At 62.8% G+C, this 22,169-nt stretch carries 23 protein-coding genes; 7 read left to right on the top strand and 16 right to left on the bottom strand.

Translation table 11 applies throughout. The annotated features are described in order from the left end of the window. The first annotated feature begins 209 nt into the window (after positions 1–209). Positions 210–1,016 carry an SDR family NAD(P)-dependent oxidoreductase gene (locus tag AC57B1_RS18145; protein ID WP_408343367.1) on the top strand — a complete coding sequence of 269 codons (807 nt, stop codon included), beginning with the start codon at positions 210–212 and terminating at the stop codon, positions 1,014–1,016. Positions 1,017–1,086: 70 nt separating this feature from the next. On the opposite strand, the gene AC57B1_RS18140 is transcribed toward AC57B1_RS18145, so the two are convergent. The 10 genes from AC57B1_RS18140 to AC57B1_RS18095 all read right to left on the bottom strand — a co-directional run bounded on the left by AC57B1_RS18140 (position 1,087) and on the right by AC57B1_RS18095 (position 9,205). Further along, positions 1,087–2,097: an inorganic phosphate transporter gene (locus tag AC57B1_RS18140; protein ID WP_408343365.1), complete on the bottom strand. Its 1,011-nt coding sequence runs from the start codon at positions 2,095–2,097 to the stop codon at positions 1,087–1,089. After that, positions 2,097–2,723, bottom strand: coding sequence for a DUF47 domain-containing protein (locus AC57B1_RS18135; protein ID WP_091794570.1), 627 nt, complete (start codon positions 2,721–2,723; stop codon positions 2,097–2,099). The genes AC57B1_RS18140 and AC57B1_RS18135 overlap by 1 nt, the downstream gene beginning before the upstream one ends. A 127-nt stretch (positions 2,724–2,850) precedes the next feature. Further along, entirely contained in the window at positions 2,851–4,236 is a 1,386-nt protein-coding gene (locus AC57B1_RS18130) for a replicative DNA helicase (RefSeq protein WP_012432804.1), read from the bottom strand. A 134-nt stretch (positions 4,237–4,370) separates the two neighbouring features. Continuing rightward, a complete protein-coding gene (gene rplI, locus AC57B1_RS18125; protein WP_091794572.1) occupies positions 4,371–4,823 on the bottom strand; it encodes a 50S ribosomal protein L9 in 453 nt (150 codons plus the stop codon). Between the two features lie 27 nt (positions 4,824–4,850). After that, complete coding sequence (rpsR, locus tag AC57B1_RS18120; protein WP_007182109.1) at positions 4,851–5,126, bottom strand: 30S ribosomal protein S18; 276 nt, start codon at positions 5,124–5,126, stop codon at positions 4,851–4,853. Between the two features lie 2 nt (positions 5,127–5,128). Further along, positions 5,129–5,428, bottom strand: a complete 300-nt coding sequence (gene priB / locus AC57B1_RS18115; protein WP_007182110.1) for a primosomal replication protein N — start codon at positions 5,426–5,428, stop codon at positions 5,129–5,131. Positions 5,429–5,478: 50 nt separating this feature from the next. Then, positions 5,479–5,853 carry a 30S ribosomal protein S6 gene (gene rpsF / locus AC57B1_RS18110; RefSeq protein ID WP_006048823.1) on the bottom strand — a complete coding sequence of 125 codons (375 nt, stop codon included), beginning with the start codon at positions 5,851–5,853 and terminating at the stop codon, positions 5,479–5,481. Positions 5,854–6,158: 305 nt separating this feature from the next. Beyond that, a complete protein-coding gene (locus AC57B1_RS18105; protein ID WP_496418215.1) occupies positions 6,159–7,121 on the bottom strand; it encodes an anti-sigma factor family protein in 963 nt (320 codons plus the stop codon). Then, positions 7,111–7,851, bottom strand: a complete 741-nt coding sequence (locus AC57B1_RS18100; protein ID WP_496418214.1) for an RNA polymerase sigma factor — start codon at positions 7,849–7,851, stop codon at positions 7,111–7,113. Before AC57B1_RS18100 ends, AC57B1_RS18105 begins: the two co-directional genes overlap by 11 nt. A 439-nt stretch (positions 7,852–8,290) precedes the next feature. Continuing rightward, on the bottom strand, positions 8,291–9,205 hold the full coding sequence (locus AC57B1_RS18095; RefSeq protein ID WP_496418213.1) for a LysR family transcriptional regulator: 915 nt from the start codon (positions 9,203–9,205) through the stop codon (positions 8,291–8,293). 301 nt (positions 9,206–9,506) lie between these two features. Here AC57B1_RS18095 and gcl point away from each other — a divergent pair, with 301 nt between their 5' ends. The 4 genes from gcl (at position 9,507) to AC57B1_RS18075 (ending at position 14,188) form a co-directional block, all read left to right on the top strand. Continuing rightward, complete coding sequence (gene gcl / locus AC57B1_RS18090; RefSeq protein WP_496418212.1) at positions 9,507–11,282, top strand: glyoxylate carboligase; 1,776 nt, start codon at positions 9,507–9,509, stop codon at positions 11,280–11,282. Between the two features lie 114 nt (positions 11,283–11,396). After that, positions 11,397–12,206 carry a hydroxypyruvate isomerase gene (gene hyi / locus AC57B1_RS18085; RefSeq protein WP_496418211.1) on the top strand — a complete coding sequence of 270 codons (810 nt, stop codon included), beginning with the start codon at positions 11,397–11,399 and terminating at the stop codon, positions 12,204–12,206. Positions 12,207–12,313: 107 nt separating this feature from the next. Beyond that, positions 12,314–13,222 (top strand): 2-hydroxy-3-oxopropionate reductase, encoded by a 909-nt coding sequence (locus AC57B1_RS18080; protein ID WP_496418210.1) that lies wholly within the window; start codon positions 12,314–12,316, stop codon positions 13,220–13,222. Positions 13,223–13,786: 564 nt separating this feature from the next. After that, a complete protein-coding gene (locus tag AC57B1_RS18075; RefSeq protein ID WP_091794589.1) occupies positions 13,787–14,188 on the top strand; it encodes a DUF3597 domain-containing protein in 402 nt (133 codons plus the stop codon). Positions 14,189–14,342: 154 nt separating this feature from the next. On the opposite strand, the gene AC57B1_RS18070 is transcribed toward AC57B1_RS18075, so the two are convergent. From AC57B1_RS18070 to AC57B1_RS18045, 6 genes are all read right to left on the bottom strand, one after another. Next, the gene (locus AC57B1_RS18070) at positions 14,343–15,386 is read right to left on the bottom strand and encodes an asparaginase (protein ID WP_496418209.1); all 1,044 of its coding nucleotides are present in this window, start codon (positions 15,384–15,386) and stop codon (positions 14,343–14,345) included. A 78-nt stretch (positions 15,387–15,464) separates the two neighbouring features. Further along, positions 15,465–16,391 (bottom strand): CysB family HTH-type transcriptional regulator, encoded by a 927-nt coding sequence (locus AC57B1_RS18065; protein WP_408183132.1) that lies wholly within the window; start codon positions 16,389–16,391, stop codon positions 15,465–15,467. 97 nt (positions 16,392–16,488) lie between these two features. Then, a complete protein-coding gene (locus tag AC57B1_RS18060) occupies positions 16,489–17,547 on the bottom strand; it encodes a sulfate/molybdate ABC transporter ATP-binding protein (protein WP_091794594.1) in 1,059 nt (352 codons plus the stop codon). Then, positions 17,547–18,593 (bottom strand): sulfate ABC transporter permease subunit CysW, encoded by a 1,047-nt coding sequence (gene cysW / locus AC57B1_RS18055; protein ID WP_496418208.1) that lies wholly within the window; start codon positions 18,591–18,593, stop codon positions 17,547–17,549. The genes AC57B1_RS18060 and cysW overlap by 1 nt, the downstream gene beginning before the upstream one ends. After that, positions 18,590–19,492, bottom strand: coding sequence for a sulfate ABC transporter permease subunit CysT (gene cysT / locus AC57B1_RS18050; protein WP_408343349.1), 903 nt, complete (start codon positions 19,490–19,492; stop codon positions 18,590–18,592). The genes cysW and cysT overlap by 4 nt, the downstream gene beginning before the upstream one ends. Before the next feature lie 144 nt (positions 19,493–19,636). Next, complete coding sequence (locus AC57B1_RS18045; RefSeq protein ID WP_496418207.1) at positions 19,637–20,677, bottom strand: sulfate ABC transporter substrate-binding protein; 1,041 nt, start codon at positions 20,675–20,677, stop codon at positions 19,637–19,639. 311 nt (positions 20,678–20,988) lie between these two features. Between AC57B1_RS18045 and lexA the strand changes: the two genes are divergently transcribed. Both lexA and AC57B1_RS18035 read left to right on the top strand, forming a co-directional pair. Next, positions 20,989–21,639 carry a transcriptional repressor LexA gene (lexA, locus tag AC57B1_RS18040; protein ID WP_091794602.1) on the top strand — a complete coding sequence of 217 codons (651 nt, stop codon included), beginning with the start codon at positions 20,989–20,991 and terminating at the stop codon, positions 21,637–21,639. A gap of 131 nt (positions 21,640–21,770) precedes the next feature. After that, entirely contained in the window at positions 21,771–22,115 is a 345-nt protein-coding gene (locus tag AC57B1_RS18035; protein ID WP_496418206.1) for a hypothetical protein, read from the top strand. The last annotated feature ends 54 nt before the right edge of the window (positions 22,116–22,169 follow it).

The raw sequence follows: 22,169 nt of genomic DNA, 5'->3' as shown, positions 1-22,169 counted from the left end.
CGAGCTTCGCGCTCGGCATGCGAACGAATTCGGATATCGCAGCCGCCTTGGCGCCCACACCTCGTCGTATAGCGCGGCCATTGACGCACGCGTTAAACAGCCGCCGCCCAGCGACTGGCAATCACACGCAGCGCCATCGACCTGCGCATCACAACCATCCCGCCAATCTGCTATCGTCGTCGGTATTCTTTCGACAGCGGGTGATGACGATGGATCTGGGACTCAAAGACAAGGTGGTGTTGATTACAGGCGGCAGCAAGGGAATCGGCCTCGCCTGCGCCCGTGCGTTTGCGATCGAGGGCGCGAAAGTCGCGATCGTATCGCGCGACCCCGCCAACCTCGCGCGCGCTTACGAACAGTTGAAACAGGAAGGCCTGCACGTACACCGGACTCGAGCCGATCTGCACGAACCGCACAGCGCCGCCGATATCGTCGAGGAAGTGAGCACCGCCGTCGGCCCGATCGACGTGCTGATCAACAGTGCCGGCGCCGCGCGCCGCTACGATCCGGAGACGCTCGATGCCGACGCGTTCCGCGCCACCATGGAAGCGAAATACTTCCCCTACATCTATCCCCAGCAGGAAGTGCTGCGCCGCATGGCCGAGCGGGTAAAAGCCGGCACGGGCAGCGAGCCCGGCACGATCGTCAATATCATCGGCATGGGCGGCAAGATCGCGAGCGATATCCATATTGCCGGCGGCGCCGCGAATGCCGCGCTGATGCTTGCCACCGTCGGCCTCGCCCACTATTACGCGCGCTACGGCATCCGCATCAACGCGATCAATCCGGGAGCGACGCTGACCGAACGTGTCGAGGAAGCGGTCAAACTGGAAGCCACGCAGCAAGGCATCGGCAACGCGGAAGCGCTCGCGCGCGGCCAGGCCAAAGTGCCGCTCGGACGCTTTGCCAAACCGGAGGAAATCGCCGACGTTGCGCTCTTTCTGGCGAGCCGCCGTGCAAGCTATGTGACGGGCGCAATTGTCCCAATGGATGGAGGCAGCGCGCCGCTCATCTAGGCGCACGCTTCTTTTCGAACCCTGACAACGTGAACGCGCGGCAGGCGGCGTCGCCGCCCGCGTTGCGCCTTTACAGGAAACGGTGGCCGAGCCACCAGGCAGCCGCGGCGAGCGCCGCGGAGGCCGGAATCGTCAGAATCCACGCCCAGACGATGTTGCCGGCCACGCCCCACCGCACCGCGCTGAGCTTTTGGGTTGCGCCGACACCGACGATCGCGCCAGTAATGGTATGCGTGGTGGACACGGGAATGCCAAGCCACGAGGCGGTAAACAGCGTGATCGCCCCGCCCGACTCCGCGCAAAAACCGCCGACCGGCTTGAGCTTGGTGATCTTCTGGCCCATCGTGCGGACGATCCGCCAGCCGCCGAACAGTGTGCCGACGCCCATGGAGAGATAACATCCGCCGATCACCCACAACGGCGGCGCATCCGCCATCGACGACGCATAGCCCGTCGCGATCAGCAGCATCCAGATAATACCGATGGTTTTCTGCGCGTCATTACCGCCGTGACCGAGGCTATACAAACCCGCGGACACCAGTTGCAGACGCCGGAAACGCCGGTCGACCTTGCTGGGCGGCGTGCGGAAGTAAATCCACGACACCGCCAGCATGAAGAACGAGCCGAGCACGAAGCCAAGGAGCGGCGAAATGAAGATGAACGCCACCGTCTTCATCAGGCCGTCGAAATTGAGCGAGCTCCACCCCGACTTGGCGAGCGCCGCGCCCACGAGGCCGCCGATCAATGCATGCGACGAGCTCGATGGAATGCCGTAGTGCCAGGTGATGATGTTCCAGCCGATCGCGCCGACCAGCGCACCGAAAATCACGTAATGGTCGACGATATTCGGATCGATCGTGCCCTTGCCGACAGTCGCGGCAACTTTCAGATGGAACACGAAATACGCGATGACATTGAACGCCGCCGCGAAGGCGACAGCCTGTTGCGGCTTCAGCACGCCGGTCGAGACGACCGTGGCGATCGAATTCGCCGCGTCGTGAAAGCCGTTCATGAAGTCGAAAATCAGCGCGACGGCGACCAGGCCGGTGACGACCCAGATTGCGAGTTGTATCGATTGCATTATGCGTTTTCCAGCACGATGCCTTCGATGATGTTCGCTACATCTTCACACTTGTCCGTGATCGTTTCGAGCAATTCATAGATCGCTTTCAGTTTGATCAGGGTCTTGACGTTGTCTTCTTCGCGGAACAGTTTCGACATGGCTGCGCGCAGCACGCGGTCGGCTTCCGATTCCAGACGGTCGATTTCCTCGCAGGCCTTCAGAATCTGGCTTGCCTGCTTCATGTCGGACAGCAGGCTGACGGCGAATTGCACGCGCTCGGACGTTGCCGTGCAGATATGCGCGAGCTGGCTCGCCTCGGAAGTCACGGCCTGTACGTCGTACAGCGAGATAGCGGTGGCGACGTCCTCCATCAGGTCGAGGATATCGTCCATCGTGGTGATCAGCTTGTGGATCTCGTCACGGTCGAGCGGCGTGATGAACGTCTTGTGTAGCAGGTCGATGGTTTCGTGCGTGAGCTTGTCAGCGGCCTTCTCGGCCTTTTGCACGTTCTGCTTGTGGGTCTCGGCGTCCTGCAGGTTGTCGATCAGCAGCTCGAGTTCACGGCTTGCCGAGACGATGCACGTTGCGTGCGCATTGAAAATTTCAAAGAACTTGCCCTCGGTGGGCATGAATCGACCGAACATTGGGATCCCGAAAATTGGTCACATAATGGCTGACATAAAACCGCCACATTGTACCGTTGTGGGACCCGCGCCGCACTTCCGGAAGCGCCGTTACAACGGCGTCTCAGTTATCGCTTCCCTTCTCCGCTCAATCGCTGTAGAAATTCTGCGCGCCGGCAAAGTTGTCGAACTTCGTGAATTGACCATGGAACGTGAGCCGAACAGGACCAATCGGACCGTTACGCTGCTTGCCGATGATGATCTCGGCCGTGCCTTTGTCCGGACTGTCCGGGTTGTAGACTTCGTCGCGGTAGATGAACAGGATCACGTCGGCATCCTGCTCGATAGCGCCTGATTCCCGCAAGTCCGACATGATCGGCCGTTTGTTCGGACGCTGCTCGAGACCGCGGTTGAGCTGCGACAACGCGATCACCGGTACGTCGAGTTCCTTGGCGAGACTTTTCAGCGAACGCGAGATTTCCGAGATTTCGGTCGCGCGGTTTTCGCCCGACGACGACCCGCTCATCAGCTGCAGGTAGTCGATGATGATCAGCCCGAGCTTGCCGCATTGGCGCGACAGCCGCCGCGCTCGCGAGCGCAGTTCCATCGGGTTCAGGCCGCCGGTTTCGTCGATGAAAATCTGCGCTTCACTCATCTTCTGCACGGCGTGCGTGAGCTTCGGCCAATCCTCGTCGGTCAGGCGCCCGGTCCGCATGCGGTGTTGATCCAGCCGCCCGACCGAGCCGAGCATACGCATGGTGAGTTGCGAACCCGGCATTTCCATCGAGAACACCGCGACCGGCAAGCCGTACTCTACCGCCACGTATTCGCCGATGTTCATTGAAAATGCCGTCTTACCCATCGACGGACGGCCGGCGACGATGATCAGCTCGCCGCCGTGCATACCGGAAGTCATGCGGTCCAGATCGACAAAGCCGGTCGGCGTGCCAGTCACGTCGCTCGGATTCGCGGTGTGGTACAGCGTGTCGATGCGCTCGACGACTTCGGTCAGCAGCGGCCCGATTTCGAGGAAACCCTGCGTACCGCGCGCGCCGTCTTCGGCGATCGAAAACACTTTCGATTCGGCTTCGTCCAGCAACTGCCGGACTTCTTTGCCCTGCGGGTTGAAGGCGTCTGCCGAAATTTCGTCGGCGACCGACACCAGCCTGCGCAATACCGCGCGATCGCGCACGATTTCCGCGTAGCGCCGGATATTGGCCGCGCTCGGCGTGTTCTGCGCGAGCGCGTTCAGATACGCCAGACCGCCGACCTCTTCCGCCTTGCCCGAAGTGCCGAGCGCCTCGTACACGGTGATCACGTCGGCCGGACGCGTGGCCGCGATCAGCTTGCCGATGTGCTCGAAGATGATGCGGTGGTCGTAGCGGTAAAAATCGCTCTGCGACAGAAAATCCGCGATACGGTCCCACGCGGCGTTATCGAGCAGCAGGCCGCCCAGCACCGATTGCTCGGCCTCGATCGAATGCGGCGGGACTTTTAGCGACTCGAGTTGGGGATCTTTGGACGGTGCGTTCATGGAGAGGAATTATCGGGTAATCGAGCCGCTGCGGCGAGCAGGAAAAACAAAAAAGACGGGCACAAAAAAAACAGGGGCCGGTTACCCGGCCCCTGCCTTTCGCCAGCGACATCCTGGCAAATACAACTTGCTGCTTAGACGTGTTCGCCGATCACAGCCACCGTCACATCGACGAGAACGTCGGTGTGCAGCGAGATCTGAACCGGGTGCTCGCCAACCAGCTTCAGCGGGCCTTCCGGCAGACGCACTTGCGCCTTTTCCACTGCGAAACCTTGCTTGACCAGGGCTTCAGCGATGTCCGCGTTCGTCACCGAACCGAACAGACGGCCGTCGACGCCAGCCTTCTGATTGATCTGCACCGTCGAGCCACCCAGCTTTTCGCCTTGGGCGGTAGCAGCAGCCAGCTTTTCAGCGGCGATCTTTTCGAGTTCTGCGCGGCGCACTTCGAATTCAGCCAGGGCTTCCTTCGTTGCACGGCGAGCTTGCTTGTTCGGGATCAGGAAGTTACGTGCGTAACCGTCCTTGACCTTCACGATATCGCCCAGGTTGCCCAGATTGACGACTTTTTCCAGAAGAATAATTTGCATTCGGAGACTCCTTATCGCGTCGTCGGGTTAGGCCTTGTGCTGGTCGGTGTACGGCACCAGCGCGAGGAAACGTGCGCGCTTGATTGCCGTGTCCAGCTGGCGTTGATAGTGCGACTTCGTACCCGTGAGACGCGCCGGCGTGATCTTGCCGTTTTCGCCGATGAAGTCCTTCAGCGTTTCGAGGTCTTTGTAGTCGATGTGATCGACGCCAGCGGCCGTGAAACGGCAGAACTTCTTGCGCTTGAAGAGCGGATTTTGTTGCTGACGACGCTTGTCGAATTTCTTACCAGTCGGGCGGGGCATGTTCAGTCCTTTCCAATGTCCTGCAATGCTGTGATGTGAAATACCAGAGTTCTTGCGTTGCGGTGCTTTTTTGCCAGAAAGCCTGTGAAGAGCGTTTCCACGCCCATCTGACAGCTTTCGAGCTTACCGCTCGCCTCGCCTGCGGCTACCGCCTGCATGGTCAGTTCGACTTGCCGGGCAATGCCGGCTTCGACGACTTCCGTGCGGTGGTGCAACGTGCAGCCTGCAATCGGAACGCCGGCGGGGGTGTACCGCACCGGTTCGCGTTCGACGACGCTGGCCGTGAGTTGCAGCCGATTCATGTAACCTTGGTCGAGAGCGACGCTTGATCTGATAGCTTAAATAGTGTGTCTTAAGCCTGCGCTTCGGACGGTTGCGTAGCAGCCGACTTCTTGGCTTCTTCGCGCTGCACTTCCTTCATCATCGGCGACGGGCCGGTTTCGGCCTTCTTCATCTTGACGATCAGGTGACGCAGAACAGCGTCGTTGAACTTGAATGCGTGTTCCAGCTCGTCGAGCGTGGTCTGGTCGCATTCGATGTTCATGCAGACGTAGTGAGCCTTCGCGAGTTTCTCGATCATGTAGGCCAGTTGGCGACGGCCCCAGTCTTCGATACGGTGGATCTGGCCACCGTGCGAGGTGATCGTGCTCTTGTAACGCTCGATCATGGCGGGCACTTGCTCGCTCTGATCGGGATGCACGATAAAGACGATTTCATAATGACGCATACACACTCCTTGTGGATTAAAGCCACCCGGGCGTCGGAACCGGTGTGGCAAGTGAGAAGCCAAAGAGTGTAACCCGATTAGGGCCGGGTTGCAAGATATCCCGTTGTTGCGGCGCGCGAATCGGGAGTGTTTTCAAGGGTTTAGGCTGTGACACCACAAAGCCGGACCTGACATTTCGTGCCCGGAGGCCTGAAACCGGCGGCCAGCCCTTGCACGTGACTCGATGGGCCGCCAGCGCGCGCCGCCCGGCGGTCCCCGATCGCGCGCCGAGGCCGAAACAGGCGGCCAAAGCCGCCTTCCGCCTTCTACGAGCCGGTTTCCGTACGCTCGCTGCCGCTTTGCAGCCGCGCCTTCAGCGCCACTTCCAGTCCCTTGAGCGCGTCGGGCGCCGAGTCGGAGATCGCCCACCAGGTCATGCCTTCCGCGTCCCAGTGCGCGATCGAGTAGCCTTCGCGACCGAGCGTGGCCGGTGCCGCGCCATCCGCGTCCCGGCCCGCGCCGGCCTGCGGAAAGACATAGACGTCGATCACATGCTTCTGGTAACGGTACACCAGCACAGCCACCCGCTGATGCGCGAGGTAGTCCAGACGCCCGCCTTCCAGCGCGAAGCCGCTTGCCGCCAGGTCCTCGACCGGCGGCGAATAATCGAGCCGACCGTTGAACCACGGCTTGACCGTATGGCGATCCGTCGAAATCACGTCGATGTCGCGACCGGACACCTGCGCCCGCACGTGGCTTTCCACCAGTTCGTTGGCAAACGGCCCGAAGTCCGCCGGCCGGCGCAGGTTCAACGCCACGCCCGCGGCCACCGCGCACAACGCGAGAACCAGCGCCGCCAGCCAGCCGCGCGCAAAGACGCCGCCTGAACCGACTGAGCCGACCGGACCGCCTGCGCCACCCGCCCGCGACGGCCAGCCGAACCCGCCTTGCGGGGCGCGCCAGCCGTCCAGCCAACGTTCAAGCCAGCCGCGCCGCGCAGGTTCGCGTGGCGGCGTCGTGGCGCTCGGCACACTTACAGCGGGCGGCTCGGTGGCCCCAGCCGGCTCGTCGACGCTCGGCAACCCCGCCACGATCCGCTCGCGCAGCGACTGCGGCGCACGATGATAAGGGGCCGCCCGCAGCGCGCCGCTCAAGGCCCGCAGGTTTTCGCTTTCGCGCCGGCAAGCTGTGCAGCTCTCGATATGCTGCTGAATGCGCCGGGCATCCGGTGCGGGCAATTCGTGATCGGCGTTCGCGTCGAGGAGCGGCCGCGCTTCGTTACAGTCCATCTGGCGTCTCCTGAGCGTTGTTGCCGGCGGCGGTGCCGCCAGGCGTGTTGAGTGGCCGGCCATTGGCGGACGCCCGCAACGGGGTCACGCTCGCCGTGGCGGATTTGCTTGCGCCGGGCGCCGCCGCGCACATCGACGGCCGGCGCGGCGCCGCCGCGCCCCCCTGCTTCTCCGTCAGCAGCGCGGCGAGCTTGCGGCGCCCCCGCGCGAGCCGGGACATCACCGTGCCGATCGGCACGTCCGCCACCAGCGCGATCTCCCGATAGCCCATCTCCTCCAGCTCCCGCAGCATCAGCACTTCCCGATATTCGACCGGCAACTGCGCGAGCGCCTCGTGCACGAGTTTCGAATCCTCGTCGCGGATCAACAGCGCCTGAGGGTCCGTGCCGCCCACCGTCCAGCCGTCGAAGGTCGCGTCGTCCATCGTGTCGTCGAACTCCACCGTTTCGTGCGACGACGCCCGCCGCCGCCATTCCGTGTACCAGGTGCGGCGCACGATCGCCAGCAGCCACGGCCGCGCCGAGTCGCCGCGAAAGGTGTCGAAAAAGCGGAACGCGCGCATGAAGGCTTCCTGCACGACATCGTCGGCATCGTTGGCGTTGCCGCACAACCAGCGCGCAAGGTTGTACGCGGCGTCGAGGTGCGGCAGCGCCATCTGCTGAAAGCGCCGGCTCCTCGCTGCGTCGGTCTCGCCGTGCGCGCGGGCAGGTTCTGAATCGGTCTGGACCACCTCGGCCCTCCAGGGCATTGCGGGCTGTGCGATGTTGCTTGTCGTGACACTCTGTACAGCACATAACCGGGCATCCGCCGAGTTTATTCCCACGCCGCGTGCAATTCGCAAAAAATCCGGCCGTTCTGCCCGGGTGTCGGACCACAGGACCGCCGCCGTGCCGGGCCGCCTTCTGCGTCTGCTGCCTCTGCTGCCTCTGCTGCGTCTGATGCCTCTGATGCCTCTGATGCCTCTGATGCCTCTGATGCCTCTGATGCCTCTGATGCCTCTGCTGCCTCTGCTGCCTCTGATGCCTCTGCTGCCTCTGCTGCCTCTGCTGCCTCTGCTGCCTCTGCTGCCTCTGCTGCCTCTGCTGCCTCTGCTGCCTCTGCTGCCTCTGCTGCCTCTGCTGTCTCTGCTGCCTCTGATGCCTCTGCTGCCTCTGCCGCGTCTGCTGCGTCTAATAAGCCGGCCGGTTCCAGTAATCCTCGCTGGCGTACACCTCTTTCAGATAATCGATGAAGTACCGCACCTTGGCCGGCACATACCGCTGTTGCGGATAGACCGCGAGAATGTCGTAGTCGGGCAGCGCGAACTCGTCGAGCACGGTCTCCAGTTCGCCACGCGCCAGTTGTTGCTGGATTTCCCACGTGGAGCGCCAGCCGAGCCCAAGCCCTTCCGACACCCAACGGTGCAGCAACTCCCCGTCGTTGCAGTCGAGCGTGCCGCCCACGCGCACCGTCGCCAGTTTGCCGTTACGGCGGAAATACCAGCCGCGGTTCTGTCCGCCTTGCAGATTGAACGCGAGACAGTTGTGCTGCGGCAGGTCTTCGAGCGTTTTCGGCCTGCCGTGCCGGCGGAAATAGTCTGGCGTGCCGCACACCACACGCCGGTTCGACGCCAGCTTGACCGCGACGAAATTCGGATCGACCGCGCCGCCAATGCGGATCGACAGGTCATAGCCCTCGCGCACCAGATCCACCACCCGGTCGGTCAGATTGAACGACACTTGCAATTCCGGCTTGTCGGCGAGAAACGCCGGGGCGAGCGGCGCGACGTGCTTGCGTCCGAACGCAGCCGGCGCTGACACGATCAGATGGCCGTTGATCGCGCGCCGCCCGGCGCTCAGTTCGTTTTCCGCCTGATCCCACTCGGTGAGAAGCCCGCGACAGCGCTCCAGAAACGCGGCGCCGTCTTCGCTCACCACCAGCCGGCGCGTCGAGCGGTACATCAGCTTCACGCCCAGGCGCTTTTCCAGCGCGTCGATACGACGGCCGAGAATCACCGGCGACACGCCCTCCTCCAGCGCCGCCGCCGCAAGGCTTCCGGCATCCGCGACGCGCACGAAGGTTTCGATCTGTTTGAACCGGTCCATCGTTGTCTCCTATGTCGATCGGAGTTGGCGCTTTAGCGCTTACTCCGATCCCATGCACCGCGGTCGATCGGAGTTAGCGCTTCAGCGCTTACTCCGATCCCATGCACCGCGGTCGATTGGAGTTAGCGCTTCAGCGCTTACTCCGATCCCATGCACCACACCGGGCGCCGGCCCACCAGCCATTCCATACTTTTTGTTTCGAAATAAGCGACCCGGACTGATCTTATCAAACCTTTAGGTCGGGCCTAAAGTGCAATCAACCCGTTTATTTCGCCCATTCCCAGACATTCAGGAGACATTCATGGCCAAGATGAGAGCCGTCGACGCAGCCGTGCTGGTGCTCGAAAAAGAAGGCATCGACACCGCATTCGGCGTTCCGGGCGCAGCGATCAACCCGTTCTACTCGGCCATGCGCAAGGCAGGCAACATCAGCCACGTACTGGCCCGCCACGTCGAAGGCGCGTCGCATATGGCCGAAGGCTATACGCGCGCCCAACCGGGCAACATCGGCGTGTGTATCGGCACGTCGGGCCCCGCCGGCACCGACATGATCACCGGTTTGTACTCGGCGCAGGCCGACTCCATTCCTATTCTCGCTATCACGGGCCAGGCGCCGCGTGCGCGTTTGTACAAGGAAGACTTCCAGGCCGTCGATATCGAATCGATCGCCAAGCCGGTGACCAAGTGGGCCGTCACCGTGCGTGAACCGGCGCTGGTACCGCGCGTGTTCCAGCAGGCTTTCCATCTGATGCGCTCGGGCCGTCCGGGTCCGGTGCTGGTCGATCTGCCGATCGACGTGCAGCTCGCCGAAATCGAATTCGACATCGACACGTACGAACCGCTGCCGGTCTACAAGCCCAAAGCTACACGCAAGCAGATCGAAGCCGCGCTCACGCTGCTCAACAATTCGGACAAACCGCTGATCGTCTCGGGTGGCGGCGTGTTGAACGCAGCCGCTGAAGACCTGCTCGTCACGTTCGCTGAAACCGTCGGCGTGCCGGTGATCCCGACGCTGATGTCGTGGGGCGCGATTCCCGACGACCATCCGCTGATGGCCGGCATGGTCGGTCTGCAAACCTCGCACCGCTACGGCAACGCGACGATGCTCGCCTCCGACTTCGTGCTCGGCATCGGCAACCGCTGGGCGAACCGTCACACGGGCAGCGTCGAGGTGTATACGAAGGGCCGCAAGTTCGTGCACGTCGACATCGAACCGACGCAGATCGGCCGCGTGTTCGGCCCGGATCTGGGCATCGTGTCGGACGCGAAGGCCGCGCTCGAACTGTTCGTGGAAGTGGCGAAGGAATGGAAGACCGCGGGCAAGCTGAAGGACCGCGGCGCATGGGTCGCCGACTGCCAGGAACGCAAGCGCACGATGCACCGCAAGACGCACTTCGACAACGTGCCGATGAAGCCGCAGCGCGTCTATGAAGAAATGAACCAGGTGTTCGGCCGCGACACGTGCTACGTGAGCACGATCGGTCTGTCGCAGATCGCCGGCGCGCAGTTCCTGCATGTCTACAAGGCGCGCAACTGGATCAACTGCGGCCAGGCCGGCCCGCTCGGCTGGACGATTCCGGCAGCGCTCGGCGTGCGCGCCGCTGATCCGCAACGTCCGATCGTGGCGCTCTCGGGCGACTACGACTTCCAGTTCATGATCGAAGAGCTGGCAGCCGGCGCGCAGTTCAAGCTGCCGTACGTGCATGTGGTGGTGAACAACTCGTACCTCGGCCTGATCCGTCAGGCACAGCGCGCGTTCGACATGGACTTCTGCGTGCAGCTCGGCTTCGAGAACATCAACGCGCCGGAAATGAACGGCTACGGCGTGGACCACGTTGCAGTCGCCGAAGGTCTGGGTTGCAAGGCGATCCGCGTGTTCAAGCCGGAAGAGCTGAAGCCCGCGTTGCAGAAAGCGCAGGCGATGCTCTCCGAGTTCAACGTGCCGGTGATCGTCGAAGTGATTCTCGAGCGTGTGACCAATATCTCGATGGGCACCGAAATCGACGCGATCAACGAGTTTGAAGAACTGGCTGCCACGCGCGAAGACGCACCGACCGCGATCAGCATGCTCGACTGAGCTGCCGTACTGCATCGCATATCGCAACGATGAGCATCACATGAGCGCGGTTCGGCCACACCGAACCGCCTCACGAAAGCTATTCCACTGACCGACCAGAGAGACAGACGCACCATGCCGAAATTTGCAGCGAATCTCACCATGCTGTTCAACGAAATCCCGTTCCTCGACCGCTTCGCGGCTGCGGCGGACGCGGGCTTTCACGCCGTCGAATTTCTGTTTCCGTATCCGTATCAGATCGCCGAATTGAGCGAGCGTTTGCAGCAGAATCGCCTGAAGCTGGTGCTGCACAACCTGCCCGCGGGCAACTGGGAAGCCGGCGAACGCGGCATTGCGTGCCTGCCGGATCGCGTGAGCGAATTCCAGGAAGGCGTGGGCCGCGCGATCGAATACGCGAAAGCGCTGAAGGTACCGCAACTGAACTGCCTCGTCGGCATTCCGACGGCCGGCGTCGATGCGGACAAGGCGCGCTCGACCATTGTCGAGAACCTGCGCTTCGCCGCGGGCGAATTGAAGAAGGCCGGCATCAAGCTGCTGGTCGAACCGTGCAATTCCTACGACATTCCGGGCTTCGCACTGAATCGTTCTGCTGAAGGCCTGGATGTGATCCGCGCAGTCGGCTCGGACAATCTGTTCCTGCAATACGACATCTATCACATGCAACGGATGGAAGGCGAACTCGGGGCGACCATCAGGAAGAATCTGCCGCAGATCGCGCACATCCAGCTCGCCGACAATCCGGGCCGCAACGAACCGGGCACCGGTGAAATCAACTACCCGTTCCTGTTCGATCTGCTCGACTCGCTCGGCTACGACGGCTACGTCGGTTGCGAATACAAGCCGCGCACGACCACGACCGCCGGCCTCGGCTGGATTCAAAGCGTGGCCGGGCAAAGCCGCGGCGCAGCCCACGCCGCCGCCTGAGCACCGCATCGCTACATTGATCGCCGGTTCAGGCGCTTTAAGCCCCGAAAGACGCCCCGAAGGACGTCCTCTCGCGGGACACCCAACAACACTGGAGATTTAGACACATGGCAAAGATCGGTTTTATCGGCCTCGGCATCATGGGCGCGCACATGGCGCGCAACCTCATCAAGGGCGGCCACTCGCTGTTCGTGAATGGCGCGTATCCGGTGCCGGAAGATCTGAGCAAGACGACGAGCGTCGTCGCGAATTCGACCGCTGTTGCGCAGGCCGCCGACATCGTCATCATCATGGTGCCGGACACGCCTGACGTCGCCAACGTGCTGTTCGCCGACGACGGCGTCGCCGCCGGCCTTTCGCAAGGCAAGCTCGTGATCGACATGAGCTCGATCTCGCCGCTCGACACGCAAGCGTTCGCGAAGAAGATCAACGCGCTGGGCGTCGATTACCTGGATGCGCCGGTCTCCGGCGGCGAAGTCGGGGCGCGCGAAGCGACGCTGACGATCATGGTGGGCGGTCCGGAAAAAGCCTTCGCCACGGCCAAGCCGCTGTTCGAACTGATGGGCAAGAACATCTCGCTGATCGGCGACAACGGCGCGGGTCAAACCTGCAAGGTCGCCAACCAGATCATCGTCGCGCTGAACATCGAAGCCGTGGCCGAAGCGCTGCTGTTCGCGTCGCGCTCGGGCGCCGATCCGGAACGTGTGCGCAAGGCTTTGATGGGCGGCTTCGCCTCGTCGCGGATTCTCGAAGTGCACGGCGAGCGCATGACCAAGCGCACATTCAACCCGGGCTTTCGCATCGAACTGCACCAGAAGGATCTGAACCTCGCGCTCGACGGCGCGCGCAAGCTCGGCATCGCTCTGCCGCATACGGCGAGCGCGCAGCAACTGTTCAGCGTGTGCGCGGCGAATGGCGGCAAGGCCTGGGATCACTCGGCGATGGTGCGTGCCCTCGAAATCATGGCGAACTTCGAAGTCGCGCAAGCGCCGGGCAGCGAAGCCAAGGCAGCTTGATTGCGCATCATGCAGTAACACGGACCGCCGTGATGGTTGCATTGTCAACGTCATGGCGGTCGCAGGTGGGGCGCCCGGTTCGTCGTGCGATAGGCACGGCGGAACGGGCAAATCGTGCCGCTCTGGGCTGAGAGCGGCAAGTGGGGTCCGCAGCGGCACCCGGCGACGCCGGGGAAGCCTTGGTCGGTCAGACGTCGTCGTCGGGTGTCCGGCTGTCGGATTTCATGCTTTACCGATGCTTATGCTTTTTCGGCCAAACTCTCGCAGCGGGTGCATCATGCGCGCCGCCTGCCAGCACCTCTCTTTGCCGGCCCCTCGCGCGCGCCCGCAAGTCCGCTTGCATTTGCTTGCAACTCCGCCCTTCCGGCTCGACCTTTTTTGACACATCGCTCCGCGCTTTTCTCCTACACTCGATAAGTCTGGTTGCGGGCGGTTCAGCGTTCAAGTGCGGCTTGCCGATCATGGCAACGCGTGTCCTCTGCTTCATTCGCCCGATTCCCAACCAGTTTTCAACCCGTGAGCGGAATGTGCTTGCGCCAGTAACCTATCTGCAAAGGATTCAGAATGAGCATCTTCGGTGACATCGTACATAAGCTCTTCGGCAAAGCGAAACCGGACCAGCCTGCCCCCGCGGTTGAGCCGACACCGGATCCGGCAGCGGCGCAAGCTGCCGCACCGGCGGCTGCACCGGCGCCCGCGCCGCTCGCCGACGTCGACGTTGCTGTCGTGATGGACCAGTTCGTGAGTGAGAGCGGTCAAACGTTGAACTGGCGCACGTCGATCGTCGACACGCTGAAAGCGCTCGGCGTGGACAGCAGCCTCGAACATCGCAAGGAACTCGCAAAAGAGCTGAAGTTCACCGGCGACACGAACGATTCCGCAAGCATGAACATCTGGCTGCATAAACAGGTCATGCTGGCGCTGGCGGCGAACGGCGGGAAGTTGCCTCCGGATCTGGCGGACTGACGGTCTGGCGGCGTCGCCTATGGTCGGCTAAAGCAAAAAACTTGAACTGAAACGACAACGCGGCGCTCGGGTCGATGACCTGGGCGCCGCGTCGTCATTCAAGCGTCATATGCGGGACACGGTTCTGACTTTGAACCGGACCGCCCGCGCACAATCAATACTTGTCGAAAGTCTTCTGCAGCGCCACGGGTCCCGTGCCGCCCGCGGCCAGCGCCAGCATCAGCAGCACGCGCGCCTTGTACGGATTCAGCGAACCCGCGCTGACGAAACCGAGCGCGTCGTCGGCGGCCGCGCCGTTGCGCATCACATGCCCCGAGCCGACACGCGAGGCACGCACCACCGCCACGCCTTGCGAAGCGGCATCGGCCAGCGCCTGTTGCACCGAGGTATGAATCGAGCCGTTGCCGGTGCCCGCCACGACGATACCGCGCACGCCGGCGGCAACCAGCGCATCCACGGCAATCCGCGTCACGCCCGCATAGCTCACGACGATCTCCACATGCGGCCACTTCGAGCCGATCACGAATTCGGTCGCGAGCGTATGCGGACGCACCACGCCGCGCTGGAATTCGACGCGGCCGTCCTGCACCCAGCCCAGTGCGCCGATTTCAGGCGAATGAAATGCATCGACCGCGTAGGTGCTCGTCTTCACCACGTCGCGGGCGCTGTGAATCTTGTTGTTGAAGGCCACCAGCACGCCCTGCCCGCGCGACGCCGTGTGCGCCGCGACCGTCACGGCGTTCAGCAGATTCAGCGGACCGTCGGCGGACAGTGCCGAGGCCGGGCGCATGGCCGCCGTCAGCACGACCGGCTTGTCCGACTTGACGGTCAGATGCAGCAGATAAGCGGTTTCTTCGAGCGTGTCGGTGCCGTGCGTGATCACCACACCGTCGATGTCGCTGTCGGCGAGCAGCGTGTTGATGCGCTGCGCGAGCGTGGTCCACAGCGGCATCGCCATGTCCTTGCTGTCGACGCTGGCGATCTGCTCGGGCGCGATGCGCGCCACCGTGGACAAGGCCGGCACCACGGCCAGCAATTGCTCGACACCGACCACACCGGCCTGATAGCCGGACGTATTGGTGGCGTCCGCAGCCGCGCCGGCGATCGTGCCGCCGGTCGCGAGCACGGCGATGCGCGGCAACGGCGGCGTGGCGCCTTCGTCTGAAGGCGTAGCGGAGGAAGAAGTCGAAGTGTTCATGGCGGCGATTGTAAGCGATGCGCCGCGCGCCGCCATGCATGGATAAACAAATGGCGCTTCACCGCCCCTGCGCATCCATCAAACCGCTTCTCGCAATTGCGCGGCGATCTCCGCTTCGTTCAACTGCGGCGCGAACATCTCGATCAACCGGTAGGCATACGCGCGCAGGAACGCGCCCTTGCGCAAACCGACCCGCGTCGTGCTCGCTTCGAACAGATGTTGCGTGTCGAGCGCGACCAGTTCCGTGTCGCGCTTCGGATCGTAGGCCATTGCCGCGACCACGCCGATACCCATGCCGAGTTCGACATAGGTCTTGATCACGTCGGCGTCGATTGCGGTCAGCACGACGTCGGGCAGCGCCCCCGCTTTCGCGAATGCCTGGTCGATATGCGAGCGGCCCGTGAAGTCCTGGTCGTACGTGACGATCGGGAATTCGGCGATCTCGTCGAGCGTCAGATTCTGCCGGCCCACCAGCGGATGGTCCTTCGGCACGACCACGACGTGATGCCACGAATAGCACGGGAACGTGACGATATCCGGGAAGCGGTCGAGCGCTTCGGTGGAGATGCCGATGTCCGCTTCACCGTTGATGATCATCTGCGCGATCTGTTGCGGGCTGCCCTGGCGCAACGCCAGATGCACCTTCGGGAACACCTCGGTGAATTGACGGATCACCTTCGGCAACGCATAACGCGCCTGCGTGTGGGTGGTCGCCACGACCAGGTGGCCGCTATCCTGATCGGCATACTGGCGCGCGACGCGGCGCAGATTCTCGGCGTCGAGCAGCATCCGCTCGATCAGCTGATGCACCGCCTTGCCCGGCTCGGTGAGGCCCGTCAGACGCTTGCCGCGTCGGATGAAAATGTCGACGCCGAGTTCGTCTTCCAGATCCTTGATCTGTTTCGATACACCTGACTGCGAGGTGTACAGCACGTTCGCCACCTCGGTCAGGTTCATGTTCTGACGCACGGCTTCGCGCACGAAGCGCAATTGCTGGAAATTCATCTGTATGTCTCCGGTTCGTCCAGAGTTGAGTTATTTGAGTTTGATTGAAACACCGAGTCGTGTTGCCGCGCGGCCGACTGCACCGCGCTGACTGCCCTCATTGCGCCGGGAATACGCGCAAGGCACGCGGCACCGCGGTCACGCCATCGCCGATAGAGAGTTGCAGATCGCGCCACGCTTCCCGATCGAGCTCGGCTTCGAGCAGGTTGCCCTCGCGGCCCGCGAGTTCCACGCGCACCGAGCCGCCCAAGGTCACCACGCGCCGCACGTCGACCACAATGCCTTCGCGGTGGCCCGATGCCTGCGGATACAACTGCAAATCGTGCGGACGCACATAAGCGAACGCAGGACCGCTGAAATCGGCCTTGATCGACACCGGCAGCGCCGCGCCGTCGACCACGAAACCGCTCGCGTCGACCTTGCCGTGCAGACGGTTCGCGGCGCCTAGAAACTCGTAGACGAACGAGGTCTGCGGATGGTCATACACGTCCTGCGGACTGCCCACCTGCTCCACGTGCCCGCGATTGAGCACGACGATACGGTCGGCCACTTCGAGCGCTTCTTCCTGATCGTGCGTGACGAAAATCGTCGAGATATGCAGATCGTCGTGCAGGCGCCGCAGCCAGCTACGCAGCTCCTTGCGCACCTTCGCATCCAGCGCGCCGAACGGTTCGTCGAGCAGCAGCACTTTCGGTTCGACCGCCAACGCGCGCGCGAGCGCGATACGCTGCCGCTGGCCGCCCGACAATTCCGACGGATAGCGTTGCGCGAGCCAGTCGAGTTGCACGAGCTTCAGCAGTTCATGCACCTTCTCGCGGATCACCGCTTCCGAGGGACGTTCCTTGCGCGGCTTCACGCGCAAGCCGAACGCCACGTTCTCGAACACCGTCATATGACGGAACAGCGCGTAATGCTGGAACACGAAGCCCACTTCCCGCTCGCGCGCGCCGACCGTGGCCACATCCTGGCCTTGCAGCACGACCTGGCCGCCGTCCGCGTATTCGAGCCCGGCAATCACGCGCAGCAAGGTGGTCTTGCCACAACCCGACGGCCCGAGCAGCGCGACCAGCTCACCCGGCGGAAAGTCGAGTGTGACGTTATCGAGCGCGACGAAATCGCCGAAGCGCTTCTGCAGGTTACGAACGGTGATACCCATTACAGCTCTCCTTGCTTGAGCGGGTGTTGCTGCGATGCATGCGTTGTGTGGGTTGCGGATGTCCCGGGTGTTGCACTCCCCGCCGGCGTGACGGGACCGGCATACGCGGGCACATCCCGCGCGGCCGACAGTTCCGCCGACATATGGCGTTCCGCGAGCAGCTTCAGGCCGAGCGTCACGAGCGCGAGCAGCGCCAGCACCGACGCCACGGCGAACGCCGCCGAGAAGTTGTATTCGTTGTAGAGAATTTCGACGTGCAGCGGCATCGTGTCGGTCTGACCGCGAATATGGCCCGACACCACCGACACGGCGCCGAACTCGCCCATTGCCCGCGCGTTGCACAGAATCACGCCATACAGCAGGCCCCATTTGACGTTCGGCAGCGTGACGCGGCGGAAAGTCTGCCAGCCCGACGCGCCGAGCACGTGCGCGGCTTCTTCTTCGTCGTTGCCTTGTGCCTGCATCAACGGAATCAGTTCACGCGCGACGAACGGAAACGTGACGAAGATCGTCGCCATCACGATGCCCGGCACCGCGAAAATGATCTGGATGTTGTGGTCCTGCAGCCACGGGCCGAACCAGCCCTGCGCGCCGAACATCAGCACGTAGATCAAGCCCGAGATCACCGGTGAAACCGAGAACGGCAGATCGATCAGCGTGGTCAGGAGCGCCTTGCCGCGGAATTCGAACTTGGCGATACACCATGAAGCCGCGAGACCGAACACGAGGTTCAACGGCACGGCGATGGCAGCGGTGATCACGGTCAGCTTGATTGCCGACAGCGCGTCCGGGTCGGCGAGCGATTCCAGATAGAAACCAAGACCTTTGGCGAGCGCCTGATAAAAGACGGCGACGAGCGGCACCACCAGAAACAGCGCGAGGAACAGCAGCGCGATGCCGGTCAGAATCCAGCGCACGAGCGGTGGTTCGGTGACAGGGTCGGGACGGCGCGCGGCATTCAGTGGCGCGCGCGGCGCCACCGCAACGGCAGCGGCGTTGTTCGCAACACTCGCGGCGGATACGTCATTTACGGTTCGCCGGCTCATTGCACACCTCCGCCGATTGCCGCAACGCTCGCCACACTGGCGGCCGGCACCGGGCCCGCGCCGCCGCGGCCCGTGCGGCGCTGCAAATACCACTGCAAGGTGTTGATCAGCAGCAGCATCAGGAACGACACGACCAGCATCACCACCGCGATAGCCGTGGCCCCCGCGTAGTCGTATTGCTCGAGCTTCGTGATGATGAGAAGCGACGTGATTTCCGACTTCATCGGTACATTGCCGGCGATGAAAATCACCGAACCGTATTCGCCGAGCGCGCGCGCGAAAGCCAGCGCGAAGCCCGTCAACAGAGCCGGAAACACGGCCGGCAACACCACGCGGCGAAACGTCAGCCAGCGCGAAGCACCGAGGCACGCGGCCGCCTCTTCCTGTTCGCGTTCGAACTCTTCGAGCACCGGCTGCACCGTGCGCACGACGAACGGCAAACCGATGAACGTCAGCGCGACCAGCACACCGGCCGGCGTGAACGCGATTTTCAGGCCGAGCGGTTCGAGGAACTGCCCGATCCAGCCGTTGCCCGCATACACGGCCGCGAGCGAAATGCCGGCCACGGATGTGGGCAGCGCGAACGGTAGATCGACCACGGCGTCGACGAGGCGCTTGAACGGAAACGTGTAGCGCACCAGCACCCACGCCACCAGAAAGCCGAACACCGCGTTGATCAGCGCGCCGCCGAGCGCGGAGAAGAACGTCAGGCGATACGACGCGAGCACGCGCGGCGAACTCACCGCGCGCACGAACTGGCTCCAGTCGAGCGTCGCGGTCTTCAGAAAGGTCGCCGCAAGCGGAATCAGCACCACGAGGCTCAGATAAGCCACCGTGATGCCGAGTGTCAGGCCAAAACCGGGCAAGGCGCTCGGTTTTCGGAAGGTCAACGTCGTCATGCTCGTTACTCGTTCAGGTTGATGCTCGTGTTTCCGGCCGCCGGGCCCTGGCTGGCCAAAAGCGCGCCCCTGGGGGCGCGCTCCGGAGTGACGCGTTGCCGCATCGCTTTGCTGCCTATGCTGGTGAAGGCAACGGCTCGATAGTTATTGCGGTTGATAGATCGAATCGAACACGCCGCCGTCGGCAAAGTGCGTCTTCTGCGCGTTGGTCCAGCCGCCGAACGAATCGTCGACCGTGTACAGCTTCAGCTTCGGAAACTTGGCGGTCAGCTCGGCCGGCACCTTGTTCGATCGCGGACGGTAGAAGTTCTTTGCCGCGATTTCCTGGCCTTGCTCGCTATACAGGAAGTTCAGATACGCTTCGGCGAGCTTGCGCGTGCCGTGTTTGTCCACCACCTTGTCCACCACCGCAACCGGCGGCTCGGCCAGAATGCTGACCGACGGCACCACGATCTCGAACTTCTCCGGTCCGAACTCCTTCAGCGACAGGAAGGCTTCGTTTTCCCATGCGATCAGCACGTCGCCGATACCGCGTTGCACGAAGCTGGTGGTCGCGCCGCGCGCGCCCGAATCCAGCACGCCGGCGTTCTTGTAGAGCTTGCCGACGAATTCCCTGGCCTTCTGATCGTTGCCGCCCGGCTGATGCTCGGCGTATGCCCATGCCGCGAGATAGTTCCAGCGCGCCCCGCCCGAGGTCTTCGGATTCGGCGTGACGATCGACACACCCGGCTTGATCAGGTCGTCCCAATCCTTGATGTGCTTCGGGTTGCCCTTGCGCACCAGAAACACGATCGTCGACGTGTACGGCGACGCGTTGTCCGGCAAGCGCTTCTGCCAGCCCTTGTCCAGCAAACCCTTGTTGGCCAGCGCGTCGATGTCGTAAGCGAGCGCGAGCGTCACGACGTCGGCCTGCAGGCCGTCGAGCACCGAACGCGCCTGCGCGCCGGAGCCGCCGTGCGACTGCTTGAAGGTGATCGTCTCGCCGGTCTTCGCCTTCCATTCCTTGCCGAACGCCTGGTTGACGTCCTGATACAACTCGCGCGTCGGGTCATAGGACACGTTCAGCAGTGTCGTGTCGGCAGCATGCGCCTGCGCCATCACGCCGAGCGCGCTCGCCGCGCCCAATGCGAGCGCCGCGATGAGTTTCTTCGTTCTGCCTGCCAGCCCCGTACCTTGGTGATTCATGTCAACTTTCTCCGCGTTGTGCGCCGAAACAGCGTGTGGTGTCTTTTTGCGTCGCGGTCACGTGCACATGAACGGCAACTGGAGGCCAGTCTATCGAAGGGCTTTCATCATTAAAAATAATGTTTCTTCATTTTTTAATACGCAAAAGTGGTAATGACAGCTGGATAAGGCGTTGCGGCAGGTAAACGGGTGTTGGAGCGTCGCTTGACGACGCTCCAACACCACCCTTCGGCACGAACTTAAAGTAAAGCTTGAATTGCGCGGAATACTGTATAAAAATACAGTCACCTGTTCATACATACAGTGGCGCCATGACCAAACTCACCGCACGACAGCAGCAGGTTTTCGATCTGATCCGCAGGGCTATCGAACGCACCGGCTTTCCGCCCACCCGCGCGGAAATCGCCGCCGAACTGGGCTTCAGCTCGGCCAACTCGGCAGAAGAACATCTGCGGGCGCTCGCCCGCAAGGGCGTGATCGAACTCGCGGCCGGCGCGTCGCGCGGCATCCGCCTGCTGGCCGGCCCGGAAGATTCGCCGCACCAGTTCACGTTGCCGCACGCCAGCATCATGCAATTGTCGCTACCGCTGATCGGGCGGGTGGCCGCGGGTAGCCCGATCCTCGCGCAGGAACATATCTCCCAGCACTACGCTTGCGACCCGGCGCTGTTTTCGAGCAAGCCCGATTACCTGCTGAAGGTACGCGGGTTGTCCATGCGCGACGCGGGCATCTTCGACGGCGACCTGCTCGCGGTGCAAAAGAGAACGGAAGCCAAAGACGGCCAGATCATCATTGCCCGGCTTGGCGACGACGTCACGGTCAAGCGCCTGAAGCGCCGGCCGAACGGGCTCGAGTTGATCGCCGAGAACCCCGATTACGAAAACATCTTCGTTGAAACCGGCAGTGCGGAATTCGCGCTGGAAGGTATCGCCGTGGGGCTGATCCGCCCCGGCGAGTTCTGAACGGCCAGGTTCCAGGCGGCTTGTTTCCCCAGCACTTCGATCCAAGCCCCTTCTTGCCCGTTCGACAAAGTAGAAAGCCGCGCCAACGCCGCATTAGCGCTGCATTAACGCTGCATCGCCTGGAGAGTCTCATGGAACGTCTTGCCCGCCTGCTGCCTTTTCGCCAGTTCGGTCGTCTGCGCCATCTTCGCAAGCTGGTGCCCTGCTCATTGATCGAGGCGTCCACGGGCAGCACGCCGTCGCTGTTCGATTCGCCGGACAGCGTGTCGAGCCTGCCATCGTCGTTGCCGGCATTTGCCCGCGTGTCGCTGAACTCGGGTCTGAATACGGCCGAACCGGCCCGTCGCGCACCAGTGCGGGTCTATCACGGCCCGTCGCGCCTCATCATGGTCGGCACGGTGGACGCTGTGTGCCGCATGATCGACCGCTGCATTGCCGACGAGGCAAACGTCCACGGGGCGGTATTCGAGTCTTGATGGAAGGTATGGCGGGCGGCGATATCGCATCGCATGGGATCGTTTTCGTGTGGC

Source organism: Paraburkholderia sp. BGA-UO-ETr-F21, from assembly GCF_059567925.1.
Note: the sequence above shows the minus strand (reverse complement) of the source record. Positions and strands in the feature narration are given on the sequence as shown.

Excerpts from the sequence above, each read along its gene's own strand:
- cysT (WP_408343349.1), bottom strand. The coding sequence starts at position 19,492 with ATGACGACGTTGACCTTCCGAAAACCGAGCGCCTTGCCCGGTTTTGGC.
- AC57B1_RS18045 (WP_496418207.1), bottom strand. The coding sequence starts at position 20,677 with ATGAATCACCAAGGTACGGGGCTGGCAGGCAGAACGAAGAAACTCATC.
- AC57B1_RS18070 (WP_496418209.1), bottom strand. The coding sequence starts at position 15,386 with ATGAACACTTCGACTTCTTCCTCCGCTACGCCTTCAGACGAAGGCGCC.
- priB (WP_007182110.1), bottom strand. The coding sequence starts at position 5,428 with ATGAATCGGCTGCAACTCACGGCCAGCGTCGTCGAACGCGAACCGGTG.
- hyi (WP_496418211.1), top strand. The coding sequence starts at position 11,397 with ATGCCGAAATTTGCAGCGAATCTCACCATGCTGTTCAACGAAATCCCG.
- AC57B1_RS18080 (WP_496418210.1), top strand. The coding sequence starts at position 12,314 with ATGGCAAAGATCGGTTTTATCGGCCTCGGCATCATGGGCGCGCACATG.
- lexA (WP_091794602.1), top strand. The coding sequence starts at position 20,989 with ATGACCAAACTCACCGCACGACAGCAGCAGGTTTTCGATCTGATCCGC.
- cysW (WP_496418208.1), bottom strand. The coding sequence starts at position 18,593 with ATGAGCCGGCGAACCGTAAATGACGTATCCGCCGCGAGTGTTGCGAAC.
- AC57B1_RS18065 (WP_408183132.1), bottom strand. The coding sequence starts at position 16,391 with ATGAATTTCCAGCAATTGCGCTTCGTGCGCGAAGCCGTGCGTCAGAAC.
- AC57B1_RS18105 (WP_496418215.1), bottom strand. The coding sequence starts at position 7,121 with ATGGACTGTAACGAAGCGCGGCCGCTCCTCGACGCGAACGCCGATCAC.
- gcl (WP_496418212.1), top strand. The coding sequence starts at position 9,507 with ATGGCCAAGATGAGAGCCGTCGACGCAGCCGTGCTGGTGCTCGAAAAA.
- AC57B1_RS18075 (WP_091794589.1), top strand. The coding sequence starts at position 13,787 with ATGAGCATCTTCGGTGACATCGTACATAAGCTCTTCGGCAAAGCGAAA.
- AC57B1_RS18130 (WP_012432804.1), bottom strand. The coding sequence starts at position 4,236 with ATGAACGCACCGTCCAAAGATCCCCAACTCGAGTCGCTAAAAGTCCCG.
- AC57B1_RS18035 (WP_496418206.1), top strand. The coding sequence starts at position 21,771 with ATGGAACGTCTTGCCCGCCTGCTGCCTTTTCGCCAGTTCGGTCGTCTG.
- AC57B1_RS18140 (WP_408343365.1), bottom strand. The coding sequence starts at position 2,097 with ATGCAATCGATACAACTCGCAATCTGGGTCGTCACCGGCCTGGTCGCC.
- AC57B1_RS18095 (WP_496418213.1), bottom strand. The coding sequence starts at position 9,205 with ATGGACCGGTTCAAACAGATCGAAACCTTCGTGCGCGTCGCGGATGCC.
- AC57B1_RS18060 (WP_091794594.1), bottom strand. The coding sequence starts at position 17,547 with ATGGGTATCACCGTTCGTAACCTGCAGAAGCGCTTCGGCGATTTCGTC.
- AC57B1_RS18135 (WP_091794570.1), bottom strand. The coding sequence starts at position 2,723 with ATGTTCGGTCGATTCATGCCCACCGAGGGCAAGTTCTTTGAAATTTTC.
- rpsR (WP_007182109.1), bottom strand. The coding sequence starts at position 5,126 with ATGCCCCGCCCGACTGGTAAGAAATTCGACAAGCGTCGTCAGCAACAA.
- rpsF (WP_006048823.1), bottom strand. The coding sequence starts at position 5,853 with ATGCGTCATTATGAAATCGTCTTTATCGTGCATCCCGATCAGAGCGAG.
- AC57B1_RS18145 (WP_408343367.1), top strand. The coding sequence starts at position 210 with ATGGATCTGGGACTCAAAGACAAGGTGGTGTTGATTACAGGCGGCAGC.
- rplI (WP_091794572.1), bottom strand. The coding sequence starts at position 4,823 with ATGCAAATTATTCTTCTGGAAAAAGTCGTCAATCTGGGCAACCTGGGC.